Annotated in this window: 11 protein-coding genes and 1 pseudogene; 8 read left to right on the top strand and 4 right to left on the bottom strand. The window is 66.4% G+C overall.

Features of this window, described 5'->3' with window-relative positions; all coding sequences use genetic code 11:
* Window positions 1-360 (top strand): annotated as a pseudogene (locus VGC77_RS21345) (hydrogenase expression protein HypE); the annotation flags it as partial.
* Window position 361: 1 nt separating this feature from the next.
* Window positions 362-883 (top strand): NADH-quinone oxidoreductase subunit NuoB, encoded by a 522-nt coding sequence (locus VGC77_RS21350; protein WP_331173563.1) that lies wholly within the window; start codon window positions 362-364, stop codon window positions 881-883.
* Window positions 884-955: 72 nt separating this feature from the next.
* Here VGC77_RS21350 and pdxA read toward each other — a convergent pair whose 3' ends face one another.
* Window positions 956-1,975, bottom strand: a complete 1,020-nt coding sequence (gene pdxA, locus VGC77_RS21355; protein ID WP_331173564.1) for a 4-hydroxythreonine-4-phosphate dehydrogenase PdxA — start codon at window positions 1,973-1,975, stop codon at window positions 956-958.
* The gene (locus VGC77_RS21360) at window positions 1,972-3,126 is read right to left on the bottom strand and encodes a four-carbon acid sugar kinase family protein (RefSeq protein WP_331173565.1); all 1,155 of its coding nucleotides are present in this window, start codon (window positions 3,124-3,126) and stop codon (window positions 1,972-1,974) included. Before VGC77_RS21360 ends, pdxA begins: the two co-directional genes overlap by 4 nt.
* A 199-nt stretch (window positions 3,127-3,325) precedes the next feature.
* Between VGC77_RS21360 and VGC77_RS21365 the strand changes: the two genes are divergently transcribed.
* Complete coding sequence (locus VGC77_RS21365; protein WP_331173591.1) at window positions 3,326-4,078, top strand: FadR/GntR family transcriptional regulator; 753 nt, start codon at window positions 3,326-3,328, stop codon at window positions 4,076-4,078.
* A gap of 76 nt (window positions 4,079-4,154) precedes the next feature.
* Here the strand turns inward: VGC77_RS21365 and VGC77_RS21370 are convergent, their stop codons facing one another.
* Both VGC77_RS21370 and VGC77_RS21375 read right to left on the bottom strand, forming a co-directional pair.
* Window positions 4,155-5,216: a DUF2252 family protein gene (locus VGC77_RS21370; RefSeq protein WP_331173566.1), complete on the bottom strand. Its 1,062-nt coding sequence runs from the start codon at window positions 5,214-5,216 to the stop codon at window positions 4,155-4,157.
* Between the two features lie 129 nt (window positions 5,217-5,345).
* Window positions 5,346-5,651, bottom strand: coding sequence for a hypothetical protein (locus VGC77_RS21375; RefSeq protein WP_331173567.1), 306 nt, complete (start codon window positions 5,649-5,651; stop codon window positions 5,346-5,348).
* 222 nt (window positions 5,652-5,873) lie between these two features.
* Between VGC77_RS21375 and VGC77_RS21380 the strand changes: the two genes are divergently transcribed.
* From VGC77_RS21380 to VGC77_RS21400, 5 genes are read left to right on the top strand one after another with little or no spacing between them, the layout of a single operon-like run.
* A complete protein-coding gene (locus VGC77_RS21380; RefSeq protein WP_331173568.1) occupies window positions 5,874-6,524 on the top strand; it encodes a TetR/AcrR family transcriptional regulator in 651 nt (216 codons plus the stop codon).
* Window positions 6,521-7,555, top strand: a complete 1,035-nt coding sequence (locus tag VGC77_RS21385; RefSeq protein ID WP_331173569.1) for an HlyD family efflux transporter periplasmic adaptor subunit — start codon at window positions 6,521-6,523, stop codon at window positions 7,553-7,555. Before VGC77_RS21380 ends, VGC77_RS21385 begins: the two co-directional genes overlap by 4 nt.
* Before the next feature lie 2 nt (window positions 7,556-7,557).
* Window positions 7,558-9,288: an ATP-binding cassette domain-containing protein gene (locus tag VGC77_RS21390; RefSeq protein WP_331173570.1), complete on the top strand. Its 1,731-nt coding sequence runs from the start codon at window positions 7,558-7,560 to the stop codon at window positions 9,286-9,288.
* A complete protein-coding gene (locus VGC77_RS21395) occupies window positions 9,285-10,424 on the top strand; it encodes an ABC transporter permease (RefSeq protein ID WP_331173571.1) in 1,140 nt (379 codons plus the stop codon). Before VGC77_RS21390 ends, VGC77_RS21395 begins: the two co-directional genes overlap by 4 nt.
* Before the next feature lie 7 nt (window positions 10,425-10,431).
* Window positions 10,432-11,544: an ABC transporter permease gene (locus VGC77_RS21400; RefSeq protein ID WP_331173572.1), complete on the top strand. Its 1,113-nt coding sequence runs from the start codon at window positions 10,432-10,434 to the stop codon at window positions 11,542-11,544.
* Window positions 11,545-11,627: the final 83 nt, after the last annotated feature.

Here is an 11,627-nt window from a genome sequence, read left to right on the forward strand (position 1 = left end):
GTGCCCCTGCTCGACGCCGGCGACGTCAATGCGCGGGTATGGATCAGGATCCGCGAGATCGAACAGAGTCTCGCGCTCGTCACCCAATTGCTGGACCGGATGCCGGAAGGTTCGATACGGGCCGATCTGCCCGCCGCCGGCAAAGCCTGCGAGGGCATGGCGCTGGTCGAAGGTTTCCGCGGCGACATCCTGGTCTGGCTCAGCCTCAATCCGGACGGGACCGTCGCACGCTGCCATTTGCGCGATCCGTCCTGGTTCCAGTGGCCGCTGCTGGAAGCCGCGATCGAAGGCAATATCGTCGCCGACTTTCCCCTTTGCAACAAATCCTTCAACTGCTCCTATTCAGGTCACGACCTCTAACATGCGCAAGCTATTGTTCCAGAGTCTCGTCCAGATGCCGCTGACGGAAGCAGCCCCTTCCGCCGACGACAAGGCACTCGCCGAACTCGGCGCGTCGCTGGCGCGCGTCACGCGGCGCCGGCTCGGCCGCTCGCTCTCGATCCGCGAGGTCGATGCCGGCTCCTGCAATGGCTGCGAACTGGAAATCCAGGCGCTCGGCAACGCCTATTACGATCTGGAGCGGTTCGGCCTGCGCTTCGTCGCCTCGCCGCGCCACGCCGACGTGTTGCTGGTGACCGGCCCGGTGACGAAGAACATGCGGATGGCGCTGGAGCGCACCTATAACGCCACCCCCGATCCGAAATGGGTCATTGCCGCGGGCGATTGCGCGCTGGACGGCGGCTGCTTTGCCGGCAGCTATGCCGTTGTCGGCGGTGTGTCGGCCGTCGTGCCGGTCGATCTCCATATCCCCGGCTGTCCGCCGCCGCCGATCGCCATCCTGCGCGGCCTGCTGGCGCTATTGGAAAAAGTCAGCGCCGGTTAGCGGCTTGACGTCATCGACCTGGCTAGCTGGAGAAGCTTACCTATCCTGGCGGCTGCAATTCCGGAAACTCGCTCACACATTACCGGCAAGGCGCTCGGCATATTCGATCGCCTCGATCATGCTGCGCTCGTTGGCGATGCCCTGGCCCGCGATATCGAACGCCGTGCCGTGATCTACCGAGGTGCGGATGATCGGCAGGCCGAGCGTGATGTTGACGCCGGACAGCGCGTTCCAGGTCCCGGTCACCGGGTCGACGTTGAAGCCAAGCAGCTTGACCGGAATGTGGCCCTGATCGTGATACATCGCGACCACCGCGTCATACTGACCGGCGCGCAGCTTGACGAACACGGTGTCGCCGGGCACCGGGCCGACGACGTCGAAGCCGTCGATGACGCAACGCGCGATGGTCGGAGCGCTGACGTCGATATCTTCCCGGCCGAACAGCCCGCCTTCGCCGGCATGCGGGTTGAGCGCGGCGATGGCGATGCGCCGCCGCGACAGCCCAAGACCGCGCAACGCCTCGTCGGTCAGTTCGATCACGTAGCGCAGACGCTCCGGGGTCAGCTTGTTCGGAACGTCGGCCAGCGCCACATGCGTAGTGACGTGGCTGACCCGCATATTGTCGTGGGCCAGCATCATCACCGAGCCGCGTGCGCCGGTGAGATGGGCGAGCATGTCGGTGTGACCGGCGAAATGATGGCCGGCCTTGTTGAGCGCTTCCTTGTTCAGCGGCGCGGTGACGATGCCATGGATGCGGCCAGCCTGCGCCAGCTCGACCGCGCGCGCGACCGCCTCATAAGCGAACCGGCCGCCGTCGACCGACAGCACGCCGGGCGCGATCGGCGCGCCTTCCGGGGTGGCCTGCAGACAGGCCAGCGCGGGCCAGTGCTCGGCGCCCGGCTCGACCGCCGGAATGGCGACGTCGGCGCCGAGCGCGGCGCGTGCCGCCTCGAGCGTGGCGTTGGACCCGATCACCACCAGCCGCAATTCGCCGCTGCCGATCCGGCCTTCGAGTTGCTTGCAGGCCTTGACGATGATCTCCGGGCCGACGCCGGCCGGATCGCCCATGGTAATCGCCAGTTGCGGCGTCATGCGGAAACTCCTGTGGTGGGCTGCGGGTCGAGCGCCAGCAGGCGGCGCAACAGATCGCGGTCGCCGAACGCGCCGGATTTCGAGACGACCTGGACGCCGTCGAAGCGGCCGCCGCGGATGATCGAACGCGGTACGCCGGGCTCGGTCTGGCCGACGAGTTCGAGATGCGCGGCGTCGAGCGCCGCGCAGATCGCGCGCAAGGTTTCGCCGCCCGCAACCAGCAGCGTCGCCGGTGGCGTGAGCGCGCGCAGCAGCCGGCCGAATTCCTGCGCGATCATCTCGGCGGCCCGCTGACGGCGGGTGCCGTCGGGAAGTGCCACGCGCAGCAGCGCCACGCCGTCCCGCGCCAGACGCCCGGCGATCTCCTCGGTGGTCGCCGCGCCGCCATCGCGGGCGGACAGCGCGAGCGGGCCGCAGGCGTCCACCTGTTGCGCGGTGACGGCCTGATCGCTGCCGAACAGGCCGAGCAGCGGCCGCGCAAGCTCGGGCGCCGCGCGCCGCGGCGCCGCGCCAAGACTGCGCGCCAAGGCGGCGGCGAGCCCGCTGCTGCCGCACCACAAGGTCGGCGTCGCGGTGGCGCGGGCCGCGGCGACGATCGCGTCGAGATCGGCATCGGTCTCGGCATCCCACAGGCTGATGCCGTCCGGCGCCGGCGCACCGGGGCGCCGGGGCGCAACGCGCAACCCCAGCCGTTCGAGATCTTCGGCGAGATCGGCGGCGACCGCGGTCCAGGTCTCGCCGTGCCGCCGATATTGCCGTCCATCGCGGGTTATCCGGCCGTGATGCGGGAATGCCGGGGCGACGATGCAGCGAACGAATGCGCCGGGCCGCAGCCAGGCGGCGATCTCCTCGGCTGGATGGCCGCGCAGCAGGGTGTCGAGCTTGGCGTAATAGAGCGCCGGGGGATCGAACGGGACCTGCGCCAACCGCGCCGCGACAAGGTCGCCGGCTTCGGCGCCGGTCTTTTCGCGCGCGCCGGTGTCGAACGCGACACTCCCGTCCAAAGCAGCCGCGCCCCAGCCCACGTTGATCGGAGTTGCCACGGATACGAATTGCGCGGCGGTGTCGAGCGCGCCGGTGAGATCATCGGCGATCAGACAAAGCCGCGTCGAACGCGTCGCTTTTGCTCCGAAGATGTCCCTGACACTCATGCTGCGTCCGCCTGCGACGGGCGGATTCGAGCCGCCCTGATTATGGCGCAGGTCGATAATCGAACGGCTGCAACATGTCAATTATTTGTAAAATATGTAATTCTGCGTGGCAAATCAGTGGAGAACTTGCTAAGAGTTTTACAACTTTACAGGTTTTCCGTAGACTGGACGAAAGGGAGCGACCAGGCAATTGAACGACATGGCCCATCACGCCGACCACGCGCCGCCGGAGCTGCCGCCGGCAGGGCGTAGCCCGTTGGCGCAGAACGTCTTTCAGGCGCTCCGCGCGCAGATCACGGCGGGACAGTTGCGACCGGAACAGAAGCTTCCGGGCGAGCACGAGCTGGCCGCGACCTATCTGGTATCCCGCCCGATCGTGCGCGAAGCGCTGCGGTTGCTTAGGGAGGAGCGGCTGATCTATTCGCGGCGCGGCGCCGGCAGCTTCGTGGTGGCGCGCCCGGATTTTGGCGTCAGCCAGCCCGCGGTCGGCTTTGCCCCCGTCGAAACCATCGCCGACATCCAGCGCTGTTACGATTTCCGCCTGACTATCGAACCCGACCATGCCTATTGGGCGGCGTTGCGTTGGAATGCCGCGGCGCTCGACGAAATCGCCACCGCGCTCGATCTGTTGCGCGACGCCACGGTCGCCCGGCTGCATCGCGAGGACGCCGATTTCGCCTTTCACCTGGCGATCGCGCAGGCCACCAACAATCACTACTACGTCTCTTCGATGTCGGCGCTGAAGGACCACATCTATGTCGGCATGAAATTCCACGGCAATTCGGTGACCGGGACCAAGGATCGTCTGGAGCACGTGTTCGATGAGCACCGCAGCATCTTCGAAGTGATCCGCGCCCGCGATTCCGAACGCGCGCGCGAGTTGATGCGCCGCCACCTCGAGGGCTCGCGCGACCGGGTGTTTGAAGGGCGCATGCTGGATCTGTCGCTCTGAGGTCGCGGGCGACGCGGCAAGTCAGTGGCCCGATCGTATCGCGGACCTGATCAGTTCGGCCAAATCCGTCCGCTTGTCAGTTGCGCGAGCCGACCCATTCCTCATAATCGCGCACCACTGCGGCGGTCGCTCTCTTGGCCGCGGCGTTGAGCCAACCGCGCGGGCGTTTTCTCAGATCGGCGAGCAGCGCCGCGGCGCCGGCTGCACCCGCGGCATGGATCGCGCCGACATCGTAGCCCATCGTCCACATCAGATTGGCGTTCACCGCGGAGCCCGCCTTCTTGCCGAGTTCGATCTTGCGGGAATCCGGCGCCAGCCGCCGGATGATGAAATGCGCGCGGGTGTCGAGGAACGGATCGGGCGCGCGATATTTTGCGGTCGCCAGCTGCAGGAAATGCGAACTCGCCGCCTTGCGGCCATGGGCCCAGACCCAGGCCGAGGGCACCAGCGCCTTGGCCTCGCGCAAGATCCGGCCGCCGCGCCATTGCGCCAGCGCGACATAGCGCGGCCGCCCCAGGCTGCCGCCGCCGGCGGCGCGGCGGCGGAATTGAATATGATGGGCGTCCTGCGGCAGGCTCTTGGTCAGCGCGCGGATCACTTTCTTCGGCGGCTTGGCGTTCGGCAATTTGCCGATCTCGCGCCAGAATTTTTTCGACTTCCGATCGGCGTCGAGCGCGTAGCGCAGCATCCAGATATCGCTCTGGTCGAGCAGCGCCGGGCGAGGATTGGCAAGGCCGGCGCGATAGCCCTTGAGCACGGCGTCGGCCGCGGCCTGCTTGCTGAGCGGCCCCCGCGGCGCCAGCCGGATGCTGACCACGAGCCGCACCAGATCCAGCGGATAGGGCATCACCGCGGCCTCGTCGAAATCATTGACGCCCCACACCAGCCGGCCCTCGGCGTCGCGCCAGGTGCCGAAATTTTCCAGATGCAGATCGCCGACCGATAGTACGTGCGGCGCGTCCATCAGGTCGGGCAGCAGTTTCGGAATGGTTTTGGCCCAGCGGAAATAGCTCGCGCGCAAGAACAGAAAGGCGCTGTCCTTCATCCGCGCATGCTTCTCGGCGACGTCGCGGGCGACCACGTCGCATTTGCTGCGCAGCCAGGCCTCATAGGCGGCGTTGTCCTTGTGAAACGACATGTGGCCGCACCCGGCGATGAGACTGCCCAAGCTATCTCAATCCGAAACCCGGATGATTTCAACCACCGGCGCGGCCGCCGCGGCGGTTAGCTGCGCGCGACCGCGGTCGCCACCTCCTGGACGGCGAACTTAGGCGACCACCTCCAGATAGGCCTGGTGAATCGACTGCACCGTCTTGGCGTCGTCGAATTTGACGCGCCAGCTGCTCGGCCCGCCCCGCCCGACGATCACGCCCTGCCGCGCGCCATAGCGCGGATGCCGCTGCCGTCCGAGCGCGCTCATCCGCACCCGCGCGCCGACCCCGACCGCGGCACTGCTTAGGCGCAGCGCGGCCGGGTCGGTGGACGCGATGCAGGGCGCCGCCCTCGGCTCGCCGCGGCCCTGCCAGAGCGCCATCACGGCTCCCGCGTCGCATCGCTTGATCGTTCTGGTCATCGATCCTCCGCGCGTTGCTGCTTCCGGATCCAAATATTTTTGACTGACTGATTAGTCAATAAAATTCTTTGCGGCCTTCGGAGAGTCAGGTTTAACCAAGGAAATTTATAAAGTTAGAGAATCTCCCCGCGCGCCCGCACGCTGGGTCCGACTTTCTAATAATTGACTAATCAGTCAGTCATGTTATGTTCCAGGCTGGTTCTTCCGCAAGGAGAAGCGGCCTTGTCGACCCTCGAGACCCCGAAGCGCGTCGCCGGCAAGCGGGTCCGCGAACAGGAGCGGCGGCGCCAGGCGATTCTCGACGCCGCCTTTGTGCAGTTCACCAATGAGGGCTTTGCCGCCACAAGGCTCGACGCCGTGGCGGAGGCCGCCGGCGTCGCCAAGGGCACGATCTATCTGTTCTTCAAGGACAAGGAAGATCTGTTCGAGAAGACCGTGCTGGCGGCGATCGGCCCCACCTTGAGCAATCTCGACAGCGTGGTGGAGCGCAACGACCTGTCGTTCGCGCAATTGCTGGCGCAACTCTCCGAGCTGTTTCGCCGCGAGATCCTGTTGACCAGGCGCCGCGAGATCGTCCGGCTGGTGATCTCCGAGGGCAGCCGGTTTCCGCGGATCGCCGAATTCTATCATCGCGAGGTGATTTCCCGCGGCCTTTCCCTGATCCGCAAGGCGGCGCAGCGGGCGCAGGCCAACGGCGAATTGCCGTCCGATGCGCTGCTGCGGTTTCCGCAATTGCTGTTTGCGCCGATGCTGATCGGCATCATCTGGACCAGCGTGTTCAGCCAGCAGGAGCCGCTCGACGTCGAAGCGATGCTGGCGGCGCATCGCGATCTGCTGCTCGGCGTCCCGCATGACGGGAGGGCAAAGCCATGAATCCCCGCCTCAAGATCATTCTGCCGATCGCCGGGGTGGCGCTGCTCGCCGCCGCTGCGGTGTGGTGGTGGACCAGCCACCGCGGCGACGACGACGTGTTGACCCTGCAGGGCAATGTCGAGGTCCGCCAGGTCAATCTCGGCTTCAAGGTCTCCGGCCGGATCGCCGCGCTCAATGTCGACGAAGGCGCCCGGGTCGACAGCGGCGACAAGCTGGCCTCGCTCGACGCGGTGTATTTCGAAGACAATCTGCGCCAGATGCGGGCGCAGCGCGATCAGTCCGCCGCCAATTTGGCGAAGATGATCGCCGGCAACCGGCCGCAGGAAATCGCCCAGGCGGAAGCTTTGGTCAGCGAGCGCGACGCCGCCAACGCCAACGCCAAGGTCAGTCTGGATCGCGCCACCCAATTGCTGAAATCCGCCGCCGGCACCCAGAAGACCTATGACGACGCCGCGGCACTGAAACGCCAGACCGAAGCGCAGCTCGCCTCCGCCAACGAAGCGCTGCGGCTGATGAAGGCCGGCTTCCGCCAGGAGGATATCGATCTCGCCCGCGCCCAGCTCGCCGACAAGGAGGCCGCGATCCGGATCGCCGAGCGGCAGCGGATCGACGCCGACCTGCTGGCGCCGACCTCGGGCGTGGTGTTGAGCCGGGTGCGCGAACTCGGCGCCATCGTCAACGCCGGCGAGACGGTGTTCGTGCTCTGCCTGACCACGCCAGTATGGGTGCGCAGCTACGTCTCCGAACAGGACCTCGGCCGCATCAAGCCCGGCATGGCGGTCGAGCTGCGCTCCGACACCGCGCAGATCAAGCCGCTGAAGGGCACCGTCGGCTTCATCTCCACCACCGCGGAATTCACCCCGAAGACCGTGGAGACCCGCGAGCTGCGCACCGCGCTGGTGTACCGGATCCGCGTCATCACCGACGATCCCGACAACGTGCTGCGCCAGGGCATGCCGATGACGATCGTCGCGCATCCCGCGGCCGCGGCGACGCCACCCCGCGGCGTCCCCTCCGCCGAGGCGAAATAGTCATGGACGCGCTGGTCTCCACCGAGGGCCTGGCGAAATCCTTTGCGCCGAACGCAGCGCCGGCGATCCAGGCACTGACCACCACGATCAAGGCCGGCCAGGTCACCGGGCTGGTCGGCCCGGACGGCGCCGGCAAGACGACGCTGATGCGGCTGATCGCGGCCCTGCTGCAGCCGAGCGAAGGCCGCATCGAAGTGCAGGGTCGCGACACCCGGACCGAAGGCGCGGCGATCCACGACGAGATCGGCTACATGCCGCAGCGCTTCGGGCTCTACGAAGACCTCTCGGTGATGGAGAATCTCACGCTCTACGCCGATCTGCGCGGCGTGGTCGGCGACGAACGCACGGCGACCTTCGAACGGCTCTTGGCCTTCACCGATCTGGCGCGTTTCACCGACCGGCTCGCCGGTGCGCTGTCCGGCGGCATGAAGCAGAAGCTGGGACTGGCCTGTGCGATGCTGAAATCGCCGAAGCTGCTATTGCTCGACGAGCCCAGCGTCGGCGTCGACCCGATCTCGCGGCGCGATCTGTGGAAGATGGTCTACACGCTGATCGACCAGGGCGTCGGCGTGGTGTGGAGCACCGCCTATCTCGACGAGGCCGAGAACTGCGCCGAAGTGATCGTGCTCAATCAGGGCCGCGTGCTGTTTCAGGGCGACCCCAAGGACATGACCGCCAGGATGGCCGGCCGGGTGTTCAAGCTGCACGGCGCGGGCGCCGAGCGCCGCGCGCTGCTGGCGCACACGCTGACGTCCAGCGACGTGATCGACGGCGTGATGCAGGGCGAGGCGATCCGCGTGGTGATCGCCGAAGGCGCCGCGGCGCCGACCGCGCAAAGCATCGGCGCCCCCGCCTCGGTCAGCATCGCGCCGGTGCCGCCACGCTTCGAGGACGCCTTCGTGGCGATGCTCGGCGGCCAACCGAAGCGCACGCTGGCGCAGGCTACAAGGCAACGCAGCGATGAAGCCGGCCGGGCCCCGGTCGAGGCCAAGGCGTTGACCCGGCGGTTCGGCAATTTCACCGCCGCGGACCACATCTCCTTTGAGATCGCGCGCGGCGAAATCTTTGGGTTGCTTGGCCCCAACGGCGCCGGCAAATCCACCACCTTCAAGATGATGTGCGGGCTCTTGCGCCCCACCGAAGGCTCGGCGCTGGTCGACGGGCTCGATCTCTACAAGGCGCCGTCGGCGGCGCGCGCCCGGCTCGGCTACATGGCGCAAAAGTTCTCGCTCTATGGCGATCTCAGCGTTGCACAGAACCTGGATTTCTTCGCCGGCGCTTATGGGTTGTCCGGCGCGCGGCGCCGCGAGGCGGTCGGCCGCGTCGTCGAGGCGTTCGATCTGAAGCCGCTGTTGAACGACAACGCTGGCGCGCTGCCGCTCGGCTTCAAGCAGCGCCTGGCGCTGTCCTGCGCCATCATGCACGAGCCGCCGGTGCTGTTTCTCGACGAGCCGACCTCCGGCGTCGATCCGCTGACCAGGCGCGAGTTCTGGGGCTTCATCAACGCCATGGTCGGGCGAGGCGTCACCATCATGGTGACCACGCATTTCATGGACGAAGCCGAATATTGCGACCGCGTCGCTTTGATCTATCGCGGCAAATGCATCGCGGTCGACACTCCCGAAGCGTTGCAGCGCTCGGTGAAATCCGCGGCGATCCCGGAGCCGACGCTGGAGGACGCCTTCATCGCGTTGGTCGAGCAGCACGACCGCGCGCAACAGGCCGCGGCATGAGCGCCGCCTCGCTGAAATCCGGGCGCTGGCGCCGGATCCGCGCGCTGATCGTCAAGGAGACGCTGCAGGTGGTGCGCGATCCCTCCAGCATCGTGGTCGCCTTCGTGCTGCCGGCGCTGCTGCTGTTTCTGTTCGGCTTCGGCATCACCTTCGACGCCACCCGCGTCAAGGTCGGCCTGGTGATCGAGGAGCCGACCCCGGAAAGCGCGGAGTTCGCGATGTCGCTGTCGAATACCCGCTATTTCGACGTCCGCCAGGCGCAGAGCCGGCTCGCCTTCATCGACGACCTCGCCGCCGGCAAGATCAGCGGCGTGATCGTGCTGTCCGGCGATTTCGCCGAGCGGCTGGGCCGCGGCGACACCGCCGGCGTCCAGGTGATCACCGACGGCAGCGACCCCAACACTGCGGGCCTCGTCACCGGCTATGTGCAGGGCGCCTGGCAAAGCTGGCAGAACCAGCGCGGCTTTGCCAAGACCATGTCAATGCCGGGCCAGATCGACGTCCAGGCGCGGTTCTGGTTCAACCCGGAGCTGGAGAGCCGCCGGCTGTTGGTGCCGGGCTCGATGTCGCTGATCATGATGATGATCGGCGCGCTGCTCACCGCGCTGGTGGTGTCGCGGGAATGGGAGCGCGGCACCATCGAGGCGCTGCTGGCGACCCCGATCGGCACGCTGGAATTCTTGATCGGCAAGCTGGTGCCGAATTTCATGCTCGGGCTGTGCGCGATGGCGGTCTGCGTGCTGGCGGCGCTGTTCGTGTTCGACATTCCGCTGCGCGGCTCGCTGCTGGTCCTGGTCGGCTTCACCGCGGTGTTCATGAGCGTCGCGCTCAGCATCGGCTTGCTGATCTCCACGGTGGCGAAGACGCAATTTGTCGCGAGCCAAATGGCGATGCTGGTGGCATTCTTGCCCGGGTTGTACTTCTCCGGCTTCCTGTTCGAGATCGCCAGCATGCCGGCGCCGCTGCGCGCGTTCTCGGTGATCGTGCCGGCGAAATACTATGTGCAGGGGCTGCAGACCATCTTCCTCGCCGGCAACATCGCCTCGGTGCTGGTGCCCTGCACTTTGATCCTCGTCTTCATGAGCACGGTGCTGTTCGCGCTGACCGCGCGCAACACCCGACAGCGGCTGGATTGAGGGCGCGATGATCTGGACAAGGCTGCTGGCGCTGATCGTCAAGGAAATGCTGGCGGCGTTCCGCGACCCGAAGGCGCGGATGGCGCTGGTGATGCCGCCGCTGGTGCAGTTCTTCCTGTTCGCCTTCGCCGCCACTTTGGAAGTCAGCAACGTCCCGGTCGGCGTCTTGAACCAGGACTGGGGCGCGCAATCCGAACAACTGGTCAGCCGGTTCGAGCGCGCCTCGGCGTTCTCCGAAGTGCGGCGCTACGGCAGCGAGGCCGAGGCCCGCGCCGCGATCGACCGCCAGGACGTCATGGTGGTGATCCAGATCGGTCAGGATTTTTCCCGCAAGCTCGCCGGCAACGAGGTGCCGAGCGTGCAATTGCTGCTCGACGGCCGCAAATCCAACAGCGCGCAACTCTTGAACAATTATCTCAACACCATCGTCGCGCAATATAGCGCCGCCTATCGCGCCGGCGGCGCGGCGCTGCCGCCGGAAAGCGAGATCGTCGACCGCAGCTGGTACAACCCCAATCGCGGCTATCGCGAATCCATGGTGCCGGTGCTGATCGCCACGCTGCCGATGACCATGGTGCTGATGATCGTCGGCATGTCGGTGGCGCGCGAGCGCGAACTCGGCACCTTCGAACAACTCCTGGTATCGCCGCTGCAGCCCCTGGAGATCGTGGTCGGCAAGGCGGTGCCCGGGCTGATCGTCGGTTTCGCGCAATGCAGCATCATCACTTTGATCGTGATCTTCGGCTTCGGCATCAGCCTGACCGGATCGGCGCTGGTGCTGTTCACCGGGCTCGCGATCTTTCTGGTGTCGATCATCGGCATCGCGCTGTTCATCTCCTCGCTGGTGTCGAACCAGCAGCAGGCGATGATGGGCATCATGGTGACGATGATGCCGATCATGATGCTGTCGGGCTTCAGCTCGCCGGTGCAGAACATGCCGGACTGGCTGCAGCCGATCGCGCAGATCAATCCGCTGACGCATATTCTGGTGGTGATCCGCGGCGTGTTTCTGCGCGACATGGCGTTCGGGCTGGTCGCCGAGCGGCTGTGGCCGATGGCGGCGATCGCCGTGGTGACGATTTCCGCCGCGGCCTGGATGTTCCGCCGCAAGATCCAGTGAACGCCGGAAGGCCGTCGCGCCGAGGGTGAAACTATAGCGTTTTCGAGCGAAGTGGATCCCGGTTCGCGTGAAGAAAACGCGTC

The sequence above is a fragment of the Rhodopseudomonas sp. genome, from assembly GCF_036404135.1.
Taxonomy (GTDB): domain Bacteria; phylum Pseudomonadota; class Alphaproteobacteria; order Rhizobiales; family Xanthobacteraceae; genus Rhodopseudomonas_A.

Coding starts and splice junctions, on each gene's coding strand:
- VGC77_RS21350 (WP_331173563.1), top strand. CDS start 362: ATGCGCAAGCTATTGTTCCAGAGTCTCGTCCAGATGCCGCTGACGGAA.
- pdxA (WP_331173564.1), bottom strand. CDS start 1,975: ATGACGCCGCAACTGGCGATTACCATGGGCGATCCGGCCGGCGTCGGC.
- VGC77_RS21360 (WP_331173565.1), bottom strand. CDS start 3,126: ATGAGTGTCAGGGACATCTTCGGAGCAAAAGCGACGCGTTCGACGCGG.
- VGC77_RS21365 (WP_331173591.1), top strand. CDS start 3,326: ATGGCCCATCACGCCGACCACGCGCCGCCGGAGCTGCCGCCGGCAGGG.
- VGC77_RS21370 (WP_331173566.1), bottom strand. CDS start 5,216: ATGTCGTTTCACAAGGACAACGCCGCCTATGAGGCCTGGCTGCGCAGC.
- VGC77_RS21375 (WP_331173567.1), bottom strand. CDS start 5,651: ATGACCAGAACGATCAAGCGATGCGACGCGGGAGCCGTGATGGCGCTC.
- VGC77_RS21385 (WP_331173569.1), top strand. CDS start 6,521: ATGAATCCCCGCCTCAAGATCATTCTGCCGATCGCCGGGGTGGCGCTG.
- VGC77_RS21390 (WP_331173570.1), top strand. CDS start 7,558: ATGGACGCGCTGGTCTCCACCGAGGGCCTGGCGAAATCCTTTGCGCCG.
- VGC77_RS21395 (WP_331173571.1), top strand. CDS start 9,285: ATGAGCGCCGCCTCGCTGAAATCCGGGCGCTGGCGCCGGATCCGCGCG.
- VGC77_RS21400 (WP_331173572.1), top strand. CDS start 10,432: ATGATCTGGACAAGGCTGCTGGCGCTGATCGTCAAGGAAATGCTGGCG.